The organism is Mesorhizobium sp. CNPSo 4689, assembly GCF_057784325.1.
This window is the reverse complement of record NZ_JBWLUZ010000010.1, coordinates 1-20220: the sequence shown is the minus strand read 5'-3', so window position 1 is coordinate 20220 and position 20220 is coordinate 1. Positions and strand designations below refer to the sequence as shown.

Here is a 20220-nt window from a genome sequence, read left to right as displayed (position 1 = left end):
CGGCCCGGTTCGAAACCGGCCTTCGCCTACCCACCGACCATCAGCTTGACGACTTCGTCGTGGTTGGTTTCCGAGATCTTGCGCTCGCCGGCCTGGACGCCGCGCCTGAGGATGACGATGCGGTCGGAGACGGCGAAAATGTCCTGCAGATTGTGCGAGATAAAGATCACGCCACGGCCTTGCGCCTTGAGCTGGTGGATCAGCGAAATCACCTTGCGCTGCTCGGGCACGCCAAGGGCTGCGGTCGGTTCGTCCATGATCAGGATCTGCGCGTCCCAATAGACGGCGCGGCCGATGGCGACGGCCTGGCGTTGACCGCCGGAGAAATTGCTGACCGGCGCATCGAGCCGGCTGACATGGAAATCGAGCCGCCCCATCGTCTGCTTGGCGGCAACCGCCATCGCCTTGCGGTCGAGCACCGGCAGGAAGCCGAAGGCTTTACGCATCGGTTCGCGGCCAAGGAAGATGTTGGCGCCGATCGACAGATTGTCGGCCAGCGCCAGGTCCTGGTAGATGGTCTCGATGCCCTTCTCACGCGCCTCCTGCGGCGTCGAAAAGCTCACCGGCTGGCCCCTGAGCAGGATCTCGCCGCCGGTCGGCTGGAAGACGCCGGAAATCGCCTTGATCAGCGTCGTCTTGCCGGCGCCGTTGTCGCCGGCCAGCGCCACCACTTCGCCCGGCCGCACGACCATGGAGAAATCGTTCAAGGCGCGGACGGCTCCAAAATGCTTGGAAAGGTTGCGGACCTCCAGCAGGGGCGTGGTCTGTTCCTGACTATTCATCCTGGCGGGCTCCACTGAACCGGCGTTGCGCCTGGTCGATAAGGACGGAAATGATGATGACGAGGCCGACGGCGATGAACTGCCAGAACGGCTCGACATTGACGAAGACCAGCCCGTACTGGATGACCGCGATCACCAGCGCGCCGGCGACGGTGCCGAAGATGGTGCCGGAGCCGCCGAACAGGCTGGCGCCGCCGATGACGACGGCAGCCACGCTGTCGAGCAGCAAGGGTTCGCCGGCCTGCGCCGCGCCCGCGGTGAAGCGCGCCGCGTAGAGCGCGCCGCCGAGGCCGGCGCACATCGCCGACAGCACATAGAGGCGAAGGATGTGCCCCCTGATGTCGATGCCGGCACGGCTCGCCGCCTGCACATTGGCGCCGATGGCGTAATTGTGCTGGCCGAACCGGGTCTGGCTCAGGATGTAGTGCATCACCACGACGAAGACGGCGGTGATCATGACAAGATAGGGCACGCCGTGGAACTTGCCGTTGCCGAGCAGCGCGAACCAGGAATTCTGCACCGGCACCGTCGTGCCGCCAGCAAGGAGATAGGCGGCACCGCGCGCCACGCCGAACATGCCGAGCGTGCCGATGAAGGGCGGAATTCTCAGCCGCGAGATCAGCAGGCCGTTGATGATACCCGGCACGCCGGCAACGATCACGGCAGCCAGAATACCTGCCAGCATGGCCAGTGGCAGCGGGATGGCGGCTCCCGCCATGTTCGTGGCATGGGCGGCGACGACGGCCGCAAGGCCCATGATGAAGCCGAGCGAGAGGTCGATGCCGCCCGAAATGATGACGAAGGTCTGGCCGGTCGCAAGCAGCAGCGGCGCCACGGCAAAGATCGCTATGGATTGCACGTTGAACGGGTTGAGAACGAAGGTGGCGCCGAAGGCGAGCCGCGACCAGACCTCGAAACAGATGATCAGGCCGGCGAGGAACAGCCAGGCACGTCCATCGGCGATACGTGCGATCAGGCTTCTTGTGGGATCACCGTGGTCCGCCTGGGGGGCAACATGCGTTTCACCGCTTGATGATGTTGAGGTCATGAATGGATCCGATCCGCGGCGCCGCCTAAAGCAGGGTCCAGGGCGCAGGTCCCCTCCCGGCGCGCCGGAAGGAGACCTGGCTGACTGGACTTATTCGGAATAAAGATACTTCGAGATGTTCGGGTCGGCGATGTTGGACTTGTCCATGATCGTGAAGCCGGTGCCGATCGCAACCGGGATCGAATTGCCGGTCAGATGGGCATAGGCTGAAACGACGCCAAAATAGCCGATCTCGGCGGGATGCTGGGCAATCGCAACGTCGACCAGGCCCGTGTTGATGTTGTCGACGATGCTGGTCGGCGCGTCGAACGCCACGACCTTGACTGTGCCAGTCTGCCCAGCTTGCTGAACGCCATTCGCCGCGCCGAGCGCGGAGAACAGGTTGGCGCCGAACACGCCAACGAGATCGGGATTGCGCGCGAACACGGCCTGCAGCTGCGAGGCGGCCTTGTTGGCGTCGTTGTCGTTGAACTGCGTTTCGAGCACGGTGATGCCGGGATGGTTGGCCGCCATCTCTTTCTTGAAGCCCTCTTCGCGCTGGTCGGTGGTCGAAATGCCAGGCTTCACGTTTGAAACGTAGACCTTGCCCTTGTCGCCGATAGCGGTGGCCAGTGCCCGCGCGGCAATCTCGCCGCCGAGGATGTTGTCCGACGCGATGTAGGACAGCGGGAAATCAGCGTCGCCGGCGCCGGTCTGGTAGACGCCGCTGCCGATGAAGGTGTCGACGGTGATCACCGGAATGCCGGCATCGCTGGCCTTGCGCAGCGGCTCGACCAGCTGGACTTTGTCGGTCGGCGCGATCAGGATCGCGTCCGGCTTCTTGGCGATGACCGCGTCAAGCACGGGAACCTGCGTTACCGGGTTGAAGTCCGGGGCGCCCTGGAAGACCAGGTTGACGCCGAGCGCATCAGCCGCCGCCTGGGCGCCCTTGCGCATGGTGATGTAGAAACCGTCGGTGGTCAGGCCAGGAATGAGCGCAATGGTGTACTTCTTGTCCTGCGCCGACGCAGGCGCGATCAGCGCCGATGCCGAGATGGCGAGCGCCGCGAGCGCGGCAACGATCTTCTTCATGAATTCCTCCTCATGGTGGTTGGCAGATATGTTGTGGACACTGGAATGGCCGTCGATCTCGGATCGCGACCATGGTGAAACGGATTTCACCTGACTGGCTGTTGCGGGCGGCTTTCCTCCCAAGCGCTCCTGTCGTCAGTCCAGCCAGTCGAAACCGGCCATTGTGATGTCAGCGGTCTCGTCCCCCGCCTCCGCAAGGTCGACAAAACCGCGCCGCCCGGCACGCATTCGCACCGGGTTGGCACAGTTGTAACACTTTGCTGAAATAAATTGCAAGCGGCACTTTGGCGGGCCGAACCGCCGCGATTTCCAGATCGGACACCATCTGTCTGCTCCGCAGAGCCCCGCCTGGGCGACTATCGCCCCAACCCGTCTACGGCACAACGGGTGATTTTCGCGGGCGCTATCGCGGCAACAGCGCCTCAAGGATGGCCTGCGCCGTCTTGGTGTCGGTGACGAGAGCATTGATCAGCTTGGCACGCGCGGCACCGATGATCGCCGTCGCTTTCTCCGGCCCGGCGGCAACGCCGATCACCAGCGGAATGGCGCGCAGCTGGGCCGGCGACATGGCGATCATCCGGCTTTCCCCTTCCCACGAGATGAGCGTGCCTTCGGCATCGAAATAGTGGCGAAGGACGTCTCCGGCGGCCTGGAACAGCGCCTGCTCGCTGAGCGTCGCCGCACTTGCCTCCGGCGGGTTGATGGCATGCGGCAGACCGACGCCGACGACCGCCACATCGGTCCGGTCCCAGAGGGCCACGCTGTCGCTGATCGCCGCATCGCCGAGGAAGACACCGCGCAGTTCGGTCGACGGCAGATAGGGCGCATGGATGAAATGCGGCGTGCCGCCGAACTCCTCGGCCGCCAGCCGCACGAACTCGTTGATCTGGAAATGCGCCGCCTGCTGCTGCATGCCGCCGGTGGCGGCGACGGTGAGCACGCCGGGAATGCGCGGCAGGCCGGCGCGGATCACCTCACGGATGGCGCGCCCCCAGCCGATGGCGACCACCGAGCCGGCCGAAAGCTCCGTCTGCCTGAGCAGGCCGCCCAGCGGCGCTGCCAGCGCCGTCAGCACGCCAACTGCCGGCGTCTCGACGACGGCCGCGTCGCGCAGCCCCAGTCCCTCGATCAGCTGCGCGGTGACAGCTTCGGGCGTGACGATGTCGAGCACCTCGATGCGCACGATGCCCTCCGCCCGCGCCCGCTGCAGCAGGCGCGAAATGGTGGCGGTCGAGACTCCCAGCCGCCGCGCGATATCGACCTGCGACATCTCCGCCTCATAGTGCAGCTTGGCGACCGTATGCAGCATCGTGCGCGATGCGGTCGCATCCTGGATGGGAGGAACAGACAGCTTGCAATTCCTTTCAGCAATGTGTTACAGACCTGCCGACCACGGGAGTTATCGCCCAAATTTGGCAAAGCCGCAACTTGGGCTCGCTTCCATATCGCGTCCCGAGGGCGCCAGGATCGGACAAAAAGACCATGACCAGGATGACCACCGCGGAGCGGCGCGGCTACCAGCAGATATGCGGCAGGGACGGGGCGATGATGGCCGTCGCCTGCGACCAGCGTGGTGGCATGCGCACCTTGCTGGCGACGGATCCGGAGGAGCAGGCCAAAATCACCAACGACATGCTGGGCGACACCAAGGCCGACATCACGCGCTACCTCGCCAGCGAGGCGTCCTGCGTGCTGCTCGACCCGCTCTGCGCGGTGCCGCGGGTCGTCGACGAAGGCGTGCTGAACCGCGACACGGCTTTGCTCATCGGTCTCGACGCCTCGGGCTTCGACGTCTCGCCCGACGGCTACCGCCTGTCGCGCCTCGTGCCCGGCATCAACGCGCGCCGCGTGCGCGAGCTTGGCGGCACCGGCGGCAAGATCATGGTGTATCTCAGGGCCGACAAGCCGGAAGCCAACGAGCACAATATCGCCATCCTCAACCAGTGCATCGCCGACTTCGCGCAGGAGGACTTGCTGCTCGTCGTCGAATTCCTCACCTACCAGCTCGAGGGCGAAAGCGTCGAAGACTACACCGCCAGGATCCCCTCGCTGATCGAAGAGGGCACGCGGATTTCGCTGCAGTGCGGGGCAAAGGTGCTCAAGCTTCCCTATCCCGGCACGCCGGATGCCTGCGCCAGGATCACCAGGCTGGCCGGCGACGTGCCATGGGCAGTGCTGTCGGCCGGCGTCAACCATTCGACCTTCCTCGGCCAGGTCGAGATCGCCATGATGAACGGTGCGTCGGGCGTCATCGCCGGCCGCTCGCTGTGGAAGGATTGCATCTCGCTCGACCGTGACGTGCAGCGCGAGAAGCTGAAGACCGTCGCCGTGTCGCGGTTGCGCGAGATCCAGGCGGTGATCGGCAACTACCGGCGCAAAGCCGCCTAAGGCATGCTGATATTCAGGTGATGCCGGCCTGCAAACGATGGCTTCCTGCGCTTCCGGTGCTCACGTACTTAAAGTACGCTCCGCTCCGGTTCTCGGAAACCACCGCTTTCGGCTCGGCCTGACCTGAATCTCAACATGCCTTGGAGCGCTCTTTGGTCAAAATAGCCGGAGCGCTTTTTCCACCGGCTATCGGCGCCAGACAAGCACGAGACGTCATGCGACAAAAATCGATGGCCATAGGGATCGATATCGGCGGCACCAATCTGCGTGCCGCCCGCATCTCCGCCACGGGCGAAATCCTCAAGCGCATCTCCGAGAAAAGCGCGCCCGACCCGGAGCTGGTGCTCGGCCGCATCGCCGACATGGTGCACCAGCTCGATGCTCCGGAAGTGGCGGCGATCGGCATCGGCGTTCCCGGCCGCGTCGATGCGCGGCGCGGCACGGTGCTCTCCGGCGGCTATGTCGATCTCGCTTCGGTCGCCCTGGCGCAGCGGCTGGAAAGCATGGCGGGCAAGCCCGTCATCATCGACAATGACTGCAACATGGCGCTGACAGCCGAAATGGCCCGGGGCGCTGCCGTCGGCCACGACAATATCGTCATGTTCACCATCGGCACCGGCATCGGCGGTGCGGTGGCGGAAGCTCGGCGCATCGTGCGCGGCAAGGCGACGGCCGGCCAGCTCGGCCATATCGCCGTCGACCTCGATGGCGAAGCCTGCAAATGCGGCCGCCGCGGCTGCGTCGAAACCACCAGCTCGGGCACCGCCCTTGGCCGCCACATTATCAGCGCCGGTCTCGGCCCCGAAGTCACGGTCGACCAGCTCTTTGCCCGCGACGCCGCCGGCGACGCGCTGGCGCGCGGCATACTGGACGCCTGGGCAAGGCCGCTGCGCGCCGCAATCGACACGGCGGTCGCTATGTTCAACCCGGACCTGGTTCTGCTCGGCGGCGGACTGGGTGGGGCGGCACACAGGGCGCTCGCCAACGCGCCGGCTCTCGCGCCCTGGTACCAGGCGCCGGTGCAGCCGGCCCTGCTCGGCGACGATGCCGGCGTGATTGGCGCCGGCCTGCAGGCGCTTGCGGCTGAGGGCGCGGACACAGCGACCACGGGCGCGCGCCGGGTCATGACACCGGCCAAGACGGCACCTGCTCCAGCTTCACCCTCGGCTCGGCGTGCCGTGCCTAACCGGCGCGCCGTGCTGGTCAACGGCATCCCCGCTTCGGGCAAAAGCACGGTCTCGCGCGGCATTGCCAAGCGCATGGGCTGGCCGCTGCTGGCGCTGGACACGATCAAGAACCCGTTTTTGGAAGTGCTCGGCGGCGGCGACCGCGAGTTCAACCGAACGCTCGGCCGCGCCAGCTACCAGGCCATCTGGTCGCTCGTCGGCGAGGCCCCGTCGGGCAGTATCTTTGTCGTCGACGCCTGGTTCGGCTTCCAGCCGCGCCAGGTGCTCGAGGATCATCTGAAGCGAGCAGGCGTCGTTGAGACCGCCGAGATCTGGTGCCATGCGCCGGGCGAAATCCTGGCCGAACGCTACCGCGCCCGCCTCGACCAGCGCCTTCCCGGCCATCCGGGTGCTGCCTACATCCCTGAACTGATCGAGCTGGCCAAACGCGCCGAGCCGCTGCGCCGCGGCCCGCTCTGCGACGTCGACACGACGCAACCGATCGATTTCGACGCCCTGACGGCGTGGCTGCGCACGACGCTCCCATCCTAGACAGGGTTATCGCACAAGGGAGGCCCCCGGCCGCTTTGCGGCCACCTTCTCCGAGAGAGAAGAGACGAGCATCGACGCCGGCGACCTCCTCCCCTCGGAGAGAGGTCGGATTGCTCCGAATTGCCCTTTGCAATTCGGTTGGCAATCCGGGTGAGGGGGCACTTGTCCTTACACCTGGCGTCGTAGGCGTCACGACTGCCGCTAGAACCAGCGCTCCCGGCGCGGCTCGCTGGCGCTAAGCGCCAGACCCAGCAGCAGGCCCGCCGCACCGCCCAGGATGAAGGCGGACGACACGGTGCCCGGATTGTCGTGGACGACACCCGACACCGATTGTGCCCTGCTGCGCAGCGCCTGCGCGGTGCGGGAGGCGCGCTCGGTGGCATTGTCATACCAGCCATTGGCCTCCTCGACCGCCTCTTCGGCCCGCTCGGCCAGCGTCCGGTTGATCTTGCTGATCTCGCGCTTCAGCTGCGCGACCTGCTTTTCCAGGACTTCCTGAGCCTCGCGCTGCGTCATTCTCGGTGCCGTGGTTTCGTTCGGGTCGTCGGCCATTGTTGTCTCCTTTGCTGAAGGGCTTCTGGGGTCAACGGCGAGCCGCGGCGCAAGGTTCCCAACTGACAGGCAACCAACCTCTGGGGCCTTGGCCCCAGCCTCGACTGCCGGAGGTTTCAACACAGCCGCTGGAGCATGATCCCGAAAAGATCATGCTCCAGCACTGGGAGAGAGTCCCATCCCGATCAAATCGGGATGGGACAAGGATCTAGAACCCGTAGAAGACCCAGACATGCCGGCGATAGCACCGCCTGCGCCGATAGCCATGGCGCCAATAGCTGCGGCAGTACCGTCTCCAGACGCGACGCCTGCGGCGGCGATAATGGCGGCGATGCCAGCGGCGATGATAGACAGGCTCCACATCCGCCTGCGTTCCGTCATCATCGAAGGGCCCCGTCTCCGGCGCGTCGAGCTCATCGAGAATGCCGGGCCCGACATTCGGAACCCCGGCCACCGCATTGAGTGGTCGAACCGTGCTGGCAAGGGCAGCGGCCCCCGCAACACCAAACATTGCCGTCAAGAATGATCGCCGATCCATCAAAAACCTCCCGATCTCCAACCAGCGAAACAAGGCTAGCAAAAGGGGAAATAGCGCGGCGGAGGCGAAAGCCTAGGGGGCGGGCTTGGAGGACGGATTGGCGGGGCTGGCGGGAGCCCGATTGCTCTCTACCGCCTAGACTAGGCGCGCCGCGCAGTGGCGTGATTGTAGAGCCACTGAAGAAAGGCATAGCCGTGCGGGCTGATGTCCAGCATGCGCAGCCTGCGGCGGATCCGGCGTTCAGCACGCAGAAGCGCCTCTTCCTGCTGAGGAAGGTAGGGGCGTAACATCTCGAATGCGGCGAGCTTGTCGGCGAGCATGCGTTTGGTTCCGTAGACAAGCGTCACGCTGTCGCGATGGATTCGATGTGCCGCCATGACGTCGTCGATGAAGCCGACTTTGCCGCCGCGCGCCGTCAGGATATTCAAAAGCCAGGCGGCAGAGGCGACAGTCGTTGTTCGATACCATCCCGGCAACGAATCGAGCGCGGCTTTGCGAACCATTGTGGCGCTCTTGGGGGTAAAGTTGACGTTCAGCAACCGGTCGATGTCATAGACGGCATCGCCCACACCAGGTCGGACCGAAAGCTGGCGCGTTCCGTCTTCGCAGACATGCTCGACCCGGTGGGCGGAAATCGCGCATTCCGGGTGCGCGTCCATGAATTCGACCTGCCTCTGCAGTTTGAACCGGTCCGTCCAATAGTCATCGCCATCGAGAAAGGCGACGTACTCGCCCTGAGCCGCGTCGATCGTTGCCATGACATTCGACAGGCCAAAGTCGCCGTAGTTCGACTTGGCGCGCAGCAGCTTCACGCGGTCCGGCGCGCCGGCGTGGATGTCCTCGAGCACCTCCAGCGTGCCGTCCGTCGAGGCGTCGTCGCCAACGATGACCTCGATGGGGAAACGGGTTTCCTGCTGAAGCGTACTTTCGACGGCCTGTCGGATGTAGTCGACTTGCTGGAACGTGACGACGGAGACCGAGAGTTTCATACGACAGCGTCCGACTGCCTCGTACGCGGCAGATTGTACAACAGGCCAAGCGTGACCACGATCAGATGCGAAGCGAAAATCAGGCACATCGCAATGCCAGCACCGGTCAGAGCCAGCCGGGGGATGAGGGTGAAGGAGGTCAATACCGCGACCAGCGCGACGACGGCGTACTGAGCCGCGAGCCACCAAAAGCGGCGCGATGCGACCATCCCGAACTTCAGCACGTCGGCGATGCATCGCAGGGTCGCGGCGCCGATCAGCCATACGAACAGGTTCCCCTGGGCCGCGAACTCGGTTGTGTAGACCAAGCCGAGGATCACGTCACCGAACGCGGCCGCGATCGCGACGGCCAACGTTCCGAATGCCGCTACGCCCAGGACGAAACGTCCAAGCAGGCCGACGAAACCCGCGCGGTTACCCGCCGCATGATAGTGCGCGAGCCGAACGCTGACCGCTATTCCCATCGAGTTGACCACCCGGTTCGGCGACATCGAGAGTGCGGTCAGCGCGGCGAACAAACCCAGGGCCGACAGGCCGAGCGCGCTTTCCACGACGAGCCGCGGGAGATAGACCGCGATCATCACCAGTACGGTGGCGAAGGCGAGCGGAAGCGCTTGCAGGGCGAGCCCCTGAAGGGCGCCCCTGTCCCAGATTGGCCTGACCGTTTCCAAACTGCGCAGTTTTGCGCATCTGCGACCCATGGGCACGTCGTAGAAAGCGAGGACCAGAAGTTGCGCAAGAAACTGGCCGAACACCGCGACCACAAGCGAGCCTGTGGCCCAGTAGCCGGCCGACAGGAACAGCAGCGAGAGCGGACCGAGCAGACAAAGCGAACGGCCGATGTAGTTCATCCGCTCGTGCGCCTGGAAGAGGCCGTGGACCATGTCCGAAACCAGCTCCATGCATCGGGTCAGCGCATAGAGGACGACGACCCAGATGACGACGGCGGAATTGCTCTGGAGAATCCCGCTCGCCACCATGAGCACCAGAGCGACGCCGGCGGCCACCAGCCGCAGCGCGAGATAGTTGCCGAAGAGATAGGGCCCACTTGTGCTGCTCGAGTGGATTTCGCGCAGACCCATCTTGGCCACCTCGCCGATCGGGATGCACAATGCCTGCGCGAGCGCATAGATGCCGACGGTCATCGGATCGGACAGCTTCGCCAGCAACATGAGCGCGAGCCACATCGAAAGGGATGAGAACAGACGCCCGATAAAGACCGACCGGAAATTGCCAAGGATGGAGCGACGTCCGCCGTCCACATGGTCTTGATCGGCGGCGAAGTGCGGGGTGGCCAACATCAGTGTCCGGTGGCGACTGCGATCGGGGCGCGATAGGCGGGGAAGTATCCGACGTCCGGCGCGGCATCCCCGCAATGTGCGCACAGCAGCGCGCGGTAGGCGGACTTGTCCAGGATCCAGCGGCCGACCTTGAAATCGTGGCGGACCGAGGAGAACCGGGCCTTGAACGCGAAAAGCGAATCCTCGTGGCCCCCGCGACCTGCCCCCAGGTGCAGTCGTGTCGCGCCCAGCGACCGGGCGATATCAGCGACGCCGTCGAGGAGGCCCTTGAGCGGCGACAGGGCGCGGAACTTCGCGTTCACGCCCGTGAGGTGCGCCTCCGCGATGTCTCCGCACACGGTGAGAAGCAGGATCGCTGCCGCTTCGCCCTCGACTTTCGCGACGGTCAGATGTGCGAGACTTCCAAGCGCGTCGCGCAGCGCCTCGAAGTAGCGGTCCGAGAACATATAGCGCTCCGAGGCCTCGTTGTTCCGCATCGTCGCGCGGTAGAGCTCGGCGAAGGTCGGATACGTGGACCATTCGCTGTCCCGCTCCACCACGAGACCGGCACGCTCCGATTCCTTGATCTCCTGCCTCAGCACCTTCGGGTAGAGCCGGCGCCTGGTTTCGCGATCATGCGTCAGGTCGATCGAGACGCTGCGCCCAAGGTGAAACACTTCTCCTCCCGGCGTCAATTCGTCGCCGTGGAAGCCCTCGCAGTGGCGCCAGTTCTGCAGCAGCGGATGAAACCGCGTGAACAGCGTGACGAGCTCCTGATCCGCCCAGGCAGCGCGGATTTCCGACCATGCCCTCGCCCGAAACTCGGTGTCGTCCAGTCCCAGCCCGACCGGACCGGTGTAGCCGTAGACCGAGTTTGCGTCGGTCCGGCCATCCTCGAACGAGGCGACGTACGGCCACGCCATGAACCGCTCAGGGGTGCCGTGAACGACCATCCACGCGCGCCCCTCTCCCATTCTCTCGGCGAAGGCATGATAGGCCGCACGGTGATAAAAATCGTGTGGTGCGCGGCCCAGCCATTCATCCCATGCAGGGTCGCTCGGCGAAAGCAGGACCGTCGGATCAGGCATGCTTCACGTTCCGGGCCTTGCCGGGCCAGATCTCGGGAAATATTTCTGGATCGGAATAGTCCGGCCTTCCCGCGCGATCGGGCCGACAGAGCTGGTCGTGCGGCAGGACGATTGCCATGCCATTTGCCGAGGTGAGCGGCTGGTAGGTGTTCGCCGCGTCCTGCATATGGACCGCCACGGCGAAGCGCGGGTGCGTCGCCCGGTTCGGAGCGCTCGCGTGCAGCGCCCGCATGTGGTGGAAGCTGACCTGCCCCTTCTTGAGCTGCATGGGTGTGATCAGGTGTTCCGGGATCGCCCGGCCCATGCGCTGTTCGATACTGTCGAGGTCCGGGTCGTTGAAACCACGCAGATGTTCACACTCCGGCCATAGATGGCTTCCGTCGATGACGTAGAGCGTGCCGTTCTTCACTTCTGCGTCGTGCAGCGGGATCCAGGCAGTCAGCATGCTCATTGAAGTGCAGGTGGACCAGTAGGAGTGGTCGGTGTGCCAGCCGACTACCGTCGCGCCAACCGCGCCAGCGGCGGGCGGCTTGTAGATCGCCTGGTCGTCGAACAGCCTGATCGCCGGGGCTCGCGCCAGTCGGGCCGCGATCGCTCCCAGCACGGGCTGCATCACAAGCTCCCGTACACCGTCATTCTGAAGCGAGCAGAATTCGTTGTTGCGGACGCCGTCGCCGTCGCCGGGCCGCCAGTCGCTGAACTTCGCCTTGCGCGGCAGGGTTCGGTCGCGTTTACCGGCGTGGTGTGCCTCGATCGCCAGCCGCGCCGAGTCGAGAAGCGCGTCCGGGAGCACCTGGGGCGCTATGTGCCAGCCAGTTCTTTCGTAGCGCGCCACGTCCTCTTCAGTCGGCAGCAGTGCCTCGTCGACGAGTTCGCGACCGCGCAGGTTCATCTCGTTGGTCGTCATCCTCGGCTCCTTTGGTCCGCAATCTATTGGCGCAGAAACGGCGGCAAGCGTGGGTCGTGGCATTGAGCCAGCGCCGCACGAACCGCGGGCGCCTGTCGCACGATCGCCGCGATCCTGGATGTCAGCCGCTCCACCTCCGCTTCGCTGACTTGCATTCCGGTGGGCAGTACCATTACGCGCTTGGCGATCTCCTCGGTAACCGGCAGGGTTCGACCCGCCTGCGGAAAAAGGCCAGTGTAGGGCTGCATGCGATGGCAGCCTGGATAGAAGTAACGACGGGCGACAACGTTCTCGAGGCGCAGCGCAGCGACGAGCTCATCGCGGGTCAATCCGGCCGTGGCGGCGTCGATCTCGGTGACGATGTAGTGGTAGTTGTGCTGCTGGTTCATCCGCCGCGACATCAGGCTGATCCCGGGGATCGCCTGAAGGCCGGAGGCGTAGGCCGCATAGTTGCGCCGATTGTGCGCGATAATGGCATCCATCGACTCGAGCGACGTCAGGCCCATGGCGGCCGATGCCTCGCTCATCTTCCCGTTGGTGCCGAGGTGCTTGACGGTGTCCTCGTCCGAGAACCCGAAATTCACCATCAGCCTTAGCCTTCCGGCGAGGTCACTGTCGTCGGTGACGATCGCGCCGCCTTCAAGGGCATGGACGCACTTGGTCGCGTGGAAGCTGAAGACCTCCGCGTCACCGTAGCCGCCGACCGCACGCTTTTTGGTGCCGCAGCCGAAGGCGTGCGCGGCGTCGAAGAGCAGTTTCAGGCCGTGGCGCTGCGCGATGTCCTCCAGCGCGTGGGTCGCGCACGTGTTTCCCCACATATGTACGGCCAGGATACCCGTGGTACGCGATGTAATGGCAGCCTCGACGCTGTCGGGGTCGAGGCAGTGGGTCTTGGGGTTGATATCGCAGAATACGGGTCGCAGGCCCTGACGCCATAGGGCGTGCACGGTTGCCACGAAAGTGTAGGAGGGAACGATGACGTCTCCCGCCATACCCAATGCGCTGATGGCCAGCTCAACGCCGACCGTTGCGTTGCAGGTGGCAATGCAATGACGGGTGCCGGCAATCCTCGCGACGCGCTCCTCAAACTCAAGCAGCATCGGACCGCGGTTTGTCAGGCGCCCGCTATCGAACATTCGGTCGATGCGACCCATGAAGGTGGCCCGATCGGGCATGTTGGGCCGCCCGACGAGCAGCATCTCCGCGAAGGCCGGCTTGGCACCCAGCAGAGCGACATCTGCGTTGCGTCCCGGGATCGCAAAGACCTTCGCAGAGTACCTTCGCCCAGGAACCACCGGAACGGGGGGCGCGATCATGTCCTGCTTGGAAACCGTGTGAGACGCCATGCAACAACCCCCCACCCAAGGAAGTTTACAAACTTCGATAGTCCCCGCAATATGCTGAAAGTTCTCCTGGCCACTGTAGTTCTTGGGTCCAGACGCGTTCTCGTTGCGTCAACAATTACTTGCGCGCGGCAAGGCGTCGGACCCTCATTTTGTTATGGTTTCTAGTCTGTCCCAATTCCCCCTAACCTTAAACTTATCCTTTTAGCGTAGCCGGACTACCTCTGCCGCGACGATCCTTAGCCTGGCGGCTGCAGAAGTGATTTGCCAGCTGCCTTGCCGCGGAGACTTCTCCCTGCCGGATGCCCGCCTGGTGGTTGTGCTTCCGCTCGGCGGGCGCTTTAGGGAGACGAGCCGCCGAGCCCGCCGCCTCTTCCTCTTCTTCGCTCAGGAACAGGCCGTCGAAGCTGGCGCACACGCGCGTTGCCGGGCGGCGGCGACCTCGCGCCAGGCCGGCAGCGCGACAAGCCAATGGTATGCGGTCTGGGATGACCGGGCAGGGGTCGAAAGCGGAGCGGCAGCTTCGGGATTTGGGATGGCGATAGCGAACGTTTGTAGGAAGGCGTGAAGTCTCGATCTGACCCGAAGCTGAGCAGCCCTAGGCTCAGGAGCAAAACTCGCCTAACATGACAGCGAGCGTGCCCCACGTCTGGAGCTGGCATGCAGCGCAAGCTTGCAGCGATTCTTGCCACCGACGTCGTTGGCTACAGCCGCCTTATGGAAGCGGATGAAGCCGATACATTGGCGCGCCTGAAGAGCACGCGAGAGAACTTGATCGATCCGAAAATCGCAGCTCACAATGGGCGAATCGTCAAGCTCATGGGTGATGGTACGCTGGTAGAGTTCCCGAGCGTTGTTGATGCAGTCACCTGCGCCGTCGAAATCCAGCGCACCATGGCAGAGTGCAATGCCGAACTGCCGAAAGAAAAACAGCTCGAATTCCGCATTGGCATCAACCTTGGCGACATCATCATCGAAGGGGCGGACATCTACGGTGATGGGGTGAATGTGGCGGCGAGGCTCGAAGGGTTGGCGCCGCCGGGAGGCGTGTTGATTTCGGGAACAGCATTTGATCAGGTCGAGAGGAAGCTGGACTACGGGTTCGAGTTTTTGGGCGAACAGCGTGTCAAGAACATCGAGAAGCCCGTTCGCCTCTACCGAGTGGACCCGCGCACCCCGGATATCTCAGGAAGTCGCAAACCTGACGGAACGCGGCGCTGGATCGCAGTCGCGGCCACAGTATTGATTCTGATCGTCGCGGGGCTGGTGCTTTGGCAGCGCTTTGGTGACGATCTCGTTCGACCCGGTGACGTGGCCTCGCAATCGAAGATGGCGTTGCCGCTGCCCGATAAGCCGTCAGTCGCCGTGCTCCCGTTCACCAACATGTCCACCGAAGCTGGTCAGGAAGCTTTCACCGACGGCATGACTGATGACTTGATCACCGACCTTTCCAAGGTTTCCGGCCTCTTCGTGATCGCGCGAAACTCGACATTCGTTTACCGCGGCAAGCCGGTAAAAATCAGCCAGGTCGCCGAAGAACTTGGCGTGCGTTACGTCCTCGAAGGTAGCGTCCGTCGCGCCGGCGGGCAGGTGCGAGTCAACGCCCAGCTCATCGATGCCCTCACCGGCGGGCATGTGTGGGCAGACAGGTTCGATGGAAACGTCGCCGATATTTTTGCGGTCCAGGACGTTTTTGTCGCAAAGATCGTCGAAGCGTTGAAGGTCAATCTCACCACCACCGAAAAAACGGAAATTGCCCGCGCCAAGCCGGACAACATTGCAGCCAAGGAAGCTTTCGAAGGGGGTTGGAGCCTTTATCTCCGTTACAACGCAAAGGACACAGCTGCCGCCATCACTTCCTTGGAAAAAGCAACCGAGCTTGATCCCGAATATGGGCGAGCTTATGCCGCCCTGGCGCTGGCCTACTTCCGCGTCGTTGAATCACTCTGGGGTAAAGAACTCGGTAGGGATGAACCATATTTCTGGTGGGGAGCTCATGATTACGTAGAGCTGGCCAAGAAATATCCAACGTCACTGTCTTATACGGTCGAGGCATTGCGGGACGTTTATCAAGGTCTGGCCGAAGATGCACGCAGGAATGCCGGTCGAGCGATTGCATTGGATCCCAACGACCCCGAGGCACACATCGCAACGGCTTGGGCGCTGACGATCTCAGGCGAACCTGCCGAGGCGCTGAATTTCGTCGCGACCGCCATGCGGCTCAACCCGAACTATCCAAGCCACTACGTTCTCGCTCGTGGATTGGCGCTTTTTGCAATGGGCGATCTGAAACAAGCGGCTGAGGTGTTCGGAGAAGGCGTCAAGCGAAACCCAGACGCAACTGCGCTCTTTCTACCTCTCAGTTCCGTGCTGGCGCAGCTCGGTCGCCGGGAAGAAGCGAGACAAATGCTACTGAAGTTCCGACCGGGCGTAGATCAGAAAGGACTCGAAAACCTTCCCGACACCTTACACCTCTCGTTCAAATGGGATTATGAACACGCAAGCGTCCGGGAGCGCCTGAATGACGGTGTCCGTATCGCTGCGCTGCCGCTGGACGTCACCGTTACGAGCCTGGAAGCAGAGCTTGAGACCGGCAATTTATTTTCCCAGCTATACGCAACGAGGCGACTGGGTTGGTTTGGACCAGCGGCAGCACAAGCCGTTCCGGCTCTGGTTGAGGCGCTCAAGGTTGAGCATCTCCGCCGGGAGACCATCGAGGCGCTGGGAAAGATCGGGCCTCCGGCACGAGCTGCGATACCTGCGCTCGTGGCACTCCAGAATGAAGCTCTGGTTGGCGTTTACGCAAAGGACGCGCTGTCCAAAATCAGAGGCAATTGATGGACCCTGGACGCGCGCCAGGGATTTCCGCTTGTGGCAACTCGGACCTCCGCTCCGGAGCCGCTGTTGGGGGACAAGGAGACATCAAACGCGTCCAGTCCGCCATCCCAATTTATGAGTACACGGCCTAGGCGAACCACCAGCGTTCGGCGATCTTCTGCCCGTCCATCGGCCAGTTCGACGCCACCTCGCCATGGGCGAGAGCCTTGGTGTGGGCATCGACATAGGAGTTGAAGACGAGATTAATGAGCCCGCCGTCGTCATGCAGCAATTGCTGCATTTCGGCATACATGCCGGCACGCTTGGTATCGTCGGTCTCCGAGCGGGCGGCGACGAGCAGCTCATTAAAGCGCGGATTTTTCCAGAGCGTTTCGTTCCACACCGCTTCCGCCGCATAGGCGGTGGTGAACATCCAGTCGCAACTCGGCCGGCCGGCCCAGTAAGAGGCGTAGAACGGCTTCTTGAGCCAGACATTGTCCCAGTAGCCGTCATTGGGCTCCCTGATCACATTCAGGTTGAGCCCGGCCGCCCGGGCATGCTCCTGCCAGAGGAGAGCCGAGTCGGTCGCACCCGCGAACGCGGCATCCGCGACCGACAGGTCGAACTGGGTGTTCTCGGCCCCCGCCTTCTTGAGGAGGCTCTTGACCATGTCGGGGTCGTAGACGTGCTTCGGCTGCGGATCGGTCGCGAACTTGACGGTCGGTGCGATCGGATTGTCGTTGCCGATGGCGCCGTGGCCGAGAAACACCTTCTGCACGATCTCGTCGCGATTGAGCGAGTACTTGATCGCATTGCGCACATCGGGATTGTCGAAGGGCGCCTTCTGGACGTTCATGACATAAACGTAGTGGCCGTAGCCCGTCGTCTCCGAGATCACGAGATCGGGGTTCTGCGTCAGAATGTCGAGCGTCTTCAGATCGCAGCGATCCATGTAGTGGACCTCGCCGGTATAGAGCGCGTTGGTGCGCGCCGTTACATCATTGATCGCCAGGCATTCGACACGGTCGAACCAGCCCTTGTCGGATTTGAAGTAGTTCGGGTTTTTGTTGAAGGTGGCGATGACGCCGGGCTCGAATTTCTGGAGCATATAGGGGCCGGTGCGGATGCCCGACTCCCAGTCGACGCCGCCCTCTTTCGCCGGCATTACCGGGATGTCCGAGATGATGTAGGGGAAGTCGGCATTGCCGCCATCGAGCTCAAAGACGACCATCTCGGCACTGTCGGCGACGACGTTCTTGACCGAAGCCAAGAGCGATTTCATCACCGATCTCGTGCCCTCGACGGTGTGATGCCTGACCGAGGCCACGACATCATCAGCGGTAACCGTCTTGCCATTGTGAAAGGTGGCGCCTTTCCTCAGTGTGAACACCCACTTCTTGGCGCCGTCTGACGGCTCAAAGCTCTCGGCGAGGTCGGGGACCACGTTGCCCTTGGAATCGATCTCGGTCAGGCTGTTCGACAAGGTTCCCAATAGCGCGGTGCCGGTAAACGAGTTGAGGGAGAGACCCGGGTCCAGTGTATCAGTGGCGGCACCCTCGCCCATGCCGATCTTCAAGGTGCCACCCTTCTTGGGCTCGGCGCGCACCGCCTTGACGAACATGGCATTGGCGGCCGTGGCGGTAAGGCCGGCGGCGAGCGCCAGTTGAACAAAGTCACGACGCGAAACCCTGCCTTTCGCGGCAAGCTTGGCGGCCGACTGCAGCTTCAATTCGAACTCCGTCATTTCCTGGTTTCTCCTTCAGATCCAGATGGAGAACGGGCATGTCCAAGAAAAGGAAACGAGGAGGCGCATCCCCTCACGAGATGGGCGGGTAACCTCTTCTGTTCGTTCTTGTTTAGTTACTCCGTCGCGGGCAACGGTTTCGGCCCGCGGCAGATCATAGCGCGCCCGAGTGTGGCGGGCAAACAGCCGTCATCCGCCGCCAGTTCCCGAATGATCGCAGTTGGGGCCGGGAGCGGACAGTCAGCTTTCAGCCGCTAAAGGGGCGGAAGCCGACATTCAGGACCTTGGGGAGCATCGACGCGATCTGACCCAATCCTTGCATCGATCAGAGATTGGAAAGTCCAGTGCTTTCCCATGTCGCCGATATACCGGGAGTCCGGTCAGTCCGCCATGCCTGGATGGTGGTAGTGAACCACTGCGTCGAGGATCGTTTCATAGACGCTACTCGTGCCCGTCTCTCTTAACCATGGCTCTGGCCTGCTGCATTAACCACATGCGCCGACAAGACGCAGCCAAAACCAATGTGCGGGGTTTACCTGCATGGAACATTCTCAACACAGATTCTATTGCCACATTGAAGCCGGTGGAACGTGGGGCGTTTGGGACCGCATCGCTAACCGGCCGGCGAGGTTGGGAGGACGCGATCTCCTCGGTTGCACATCCCAGCGAGCTGAGGCTGCGGAAGGCGTTCTGACGCGGATTTATGCCAACGGATTGGAAGCGCTCGGCGTTCGCATAGCCGGGAAAGCTCTCTAGCGCCGTTTGTCGGCTGGCCGCCGTTCTACACCGGCGTTGCGCTTCCTGAGGGGCTCACCCCGTCTTTGTGCCCAGCGACCTTGGGGCCTTCAGTCTTATTTGAGAGATTGCTCATCTGCGATAAGATGCGTTTCAGAGCTGGGTTACTAGTCTCGCAGGGCCGGTGCAGTCGGGGTTTGGCTAGGGTGCTGCACCGGCCTTTTCACACGGGCTCGCCTCACGAACTGCGAATGAGCTTCTTGACCCGTTGACGGTCTTCCTCCGACCACTGCGCCGGGTCTTCCCCATGAGCGAGCGCGCCGTGCAACTCGACATGCTTCATCACTTCCGCCTCTGTCGCGGCTGTGAAAGATGCCGGGCAGGCTTCATTGCCGGGATAGTCCTTGCACCGATATGAATGGGCCATGGCGTTTATCCTCCCGAACGGGAGGGTAACACGCGATGGCTTGAATCCCGAGCGGCCAGATAGGTGGTTGTCATCCATCGCATCGCCGCCAGCGCGCGATGCAGCCCACAAAACTCAGCCAAGAGCCCGCGCCTTCTCCCAGCACGGACGACGCGCATCTTTCAGATTAGCGATTGCTAAATTTCGAGACAATTGGATTGCCGAGGCTTAACTGCCGCATGCCACGATCAGGCGGGTTTCCGACTGGAGATGGTGCGATGCGCGCTCGAACTTGGGTCAGGGATGTGCGGCTCGGCGAGGCCCTCGAACTGAAAAAACACATAGCTGCCCTCGAGCGAGAACTCATCGCGGAGACATCTGGCTCTGTCGGAATGTTGAAACTCGCCGAACTTGGCCAACAATTGCGTAGGCACAAATTTCGGTTGGAGGTGCTGGAGCGGTGCATATCCGGGCTCTCCGAACGAGCGCGGCCTGCGGAAATGGCTGGTGATGCACGAAAAAGCGCCCGCGATCCGGGGGTAGAAGGCAGTTCCGCCTGTTAGCAGCGGCCCTGACGTAAGCAACCCGCGCCAGGTGAGGAAACGATGACGCGGGCTGCCCACATACACCGGAAAAGCGGCGGCTTCCGGTGCGCTCATCCAATTTTTTCGGAAACGCCAATGTTCCATGCAAGAACCGGGATCTAGAAAACCGTATTATCGATGGAACATGAATGATATAGTGGGATTAGGGCCTGAGCATTCCCCGATTTTTATGGCCCCCTGTCCTACGGGTGACCGGCGCCCCCCCAAAC

Annotated in this window: 16 protein-coding genes; 3 read left to right on the top strand and 13 right to left on the bottom strand. The window is 63.0% G+C overall.

Translation table 11 applies throughout. The annotated features are described in order from the left end of the window. Nucleotides 1-26 precede the first annotated feature (26 nt). The 4 genes from AC04SI_RS15840 to AC04SI_RS15825 all read right to left on the bottom strand — a co-directional run bounded on the left by AC04SI_RS15840 (nucleotide 27) and on the right by AC04SI_RS15825 (nucleotide 4210). Complete coding sequence (locus AC04SI_RS15840; protein WP_404274651.1) at nucleotides 27-782, bottom strand: ATP-binding cassette domain-containing protein; 756 nt, start codon at nucleotides 780-782, stop codon at nucleotides 27-29. Beyond that, complete coding sequence (locus AC04SI_RS15835; protein WP_404274653.1) at nucleotides 775-1830, bottom strand: ABC transporter permease subunit; 1056 nt, start codon at nucleotides 1828-1830, stop codon at nucleotides 775-777. The genes AC04SI_RS15840 and AC04SI_RS15835 overlap by 8 nt, the downstream gene beginning before the upstream one ends. Before the next feature lie 90 nt (nucleotides 1831-1920). Continuing rightward, nucleotides 1921-2901, bottom strand: a complete 981-nt coding sequence (locus AC04SI_RS15830) for an ABC transporter substrate-binding protein (RefSeq protein WP_404274654.1) — start codon at nucleotides 2899-2901, stop codon at nucleotides 1921-1923. A gap of 403 nt (nucleotides 2902-3304) precedes the next feature. After that, entirely contained in the window at nucleotides 3305-4210 is a 906-nt protein-coding gene (locus AC04SI_RS15825) for a sugar-binding transcriptional regulator (RefSeq protein ID WP_404274655.1), read from the bottom strand. Between the two features lie 173 nt (nucleotides 4211-4383). On the opposite strand from AC04SI_RS15825, the gene AC04SI_RS15820 reads away from it, so the two are divergent. Then, nucleotides 4384-5289, top strand: coding sequence for a tagatose-bisphosphate aldolase (locus AC04SI_RS15820; RefSeq protein WP_488474478.1), 906 nt, complete (start codon nucleotides 4384-4386; stop codon nucleotides 5287-5289). Nucleotides 5290-5504: 215 nt separating this feature from the next. Continuing rightward, nucleotides 5505-7007, top strand: a complete 1503-nt coding sequence (locus tag AC04SI_RS15815) for an ROK family protein (RefSeq protein WP_404274658.1) — start codon at nucleotides 5505-5507, stop codon at nucleotides 7005-7007. Nucleotides 7008-7208: 201 nt separating this feature from the next. Here the strand turns inward: AC04SI_RS15815 and AC04SI_RS15810 are convergent, their stop codons facing one another. The 6 genes from AC04SI_RS15810 to AC04SI_RS15785 all read right to left on the bottom strand — a co-directional run bounded on the left by AC04SI_RS15810 (nucleotide 7209) and on the right by AC04SI_RS15785 (nucleotide 13707). After that, nucleotides 7209-7559, bottom strand: a complete 351-nt coding sequence (locus AC04SI_RS15810) for a hypothetical protein (protein WP_404274660.1) — start codon at nucleotides 7557-7559, stop codon at nucleotides 7209-7211. 678 nt (nucleotides 7560-8237) lie between these two features. After that, a complete protein-coding gene (locus AC04SI_RS15805) occupies nucleotides 8238-9086 on the bottom strand; it encodes a glycosyltransferase family 2 protein (RefSeq protein ID WP_488474477.1) in 849 nt (282 codons plus the stop codon). Continuing rightward, entirely contained in the window at nucleotides 9083-10384 is a 1302-nt protein-coding gene (locus tag AC04SI_RS15800) for a lipopolysaccharide biosynthesis protein (RefSeq protein ID WP_404274663.1), read from the bottom strand. The genes AC04SI_RS15805 and AC04SI_RS15800 overlap by 4 nt, the downstream gene beginning before the upstream one ends. 2 nt (nucleotides 10385-10386) lie before the next feature. Next, complete coding sequence (locus tag AC04SI_RS15795; protein WP_404274664.1) at nucleotides 10387-11454, bottom strand: GNAT family N-acetyltransferase; 1068 nt, start codon at nucleotides 11452-11454, stop codon at nucleotides 10387-10389. After that, a complete protein-coding gene (locus AC04SI_RS15790; protein WP_404274666.1) occupies nucleotides 11447-12361 on the bottom strand; it encodes a phytanoyl-CoA dioxygenase family protein in 915 nt (304 codons plus the stop codon). Before AC04SI_RS15790 ends, AC04SI_RS15795 begins: the two co-directional genes overlap by 8 nt. 23 nt (nucleotides 12362-12384) lie before the next feature. Next, the gene (locus AC04SI_RS15785) at nucleotides 12385-13707 is read right to left on the bottom strand and encodes a DegT/DnrJ/EryC1/StrS family aminotransferase (protein WP_404274668.1); all 1323 of its coding nucleotides are present in this window, start codon (nucleotides 13705-13707) and stop codon (nucleotides 12385-12387) included. Nucleotides 13708-14364: 657 nt separating this feature from the next. Here AC04SI_RS15785 and AC04SI_RS15780 point away from each other — a divergent pair. After that, on the top strand, nucleotides 14365-16542 hold the full coding sequence (locus AC04SI_RS15780; RefSeq protein ID WP_488474476.1) for a tetratricopeptide repeat protein: 2178 nt from the start codon (nucleotides 14365-14367) through the stop codon (nucleotides 16540-16542). Between the two features lie 127 nt (nucleotides 16543-16669). On the opposite strand, the gene AC04SI_RS15775 is transcribed toward AC04SI_RS15780, so the two are convergent. The 3 genes from AC04SI_RS15775 to AC04SI_RS15765 form a co-directional block, all read right to left on the bottom strand. Beyond that, a complete protein-coding gene (locus AC04SI_RS15775; RefSeq protein WP_404274671.1) occupies nucleotides 16670-18265 on the bottom strand; it encodes an ABC transporter substrate-binding protein in 1596 nt (531 codons plus the stop codon). Between the two features lie 973 nt (nucleotides 18266-19238). Next, entirely contained in the window at nucleotides 19239-19427 is a 189-nt protein-coding gene (locus AC04SI_RS15770) for a DUF1059 domain-containing protein (protein WP_404274673.1), read from the bottom strand. 227 nt (nucleotides 19428-19654) lie between these two features. After that, the gene (locus AC04SI_RS15765) at nucleotides 19655-20065 is read right to left on the bottom strand and encodes a hypothetical protein (protein WP_404274674.1); all 411 of its coding nucleotides are present in this window, start codon (nucleotides 20063-20065) and stop codon (nucleotides 19655-19657) included. Nucleotides 20066-20220: the final 155 nt, after the last annotated feature.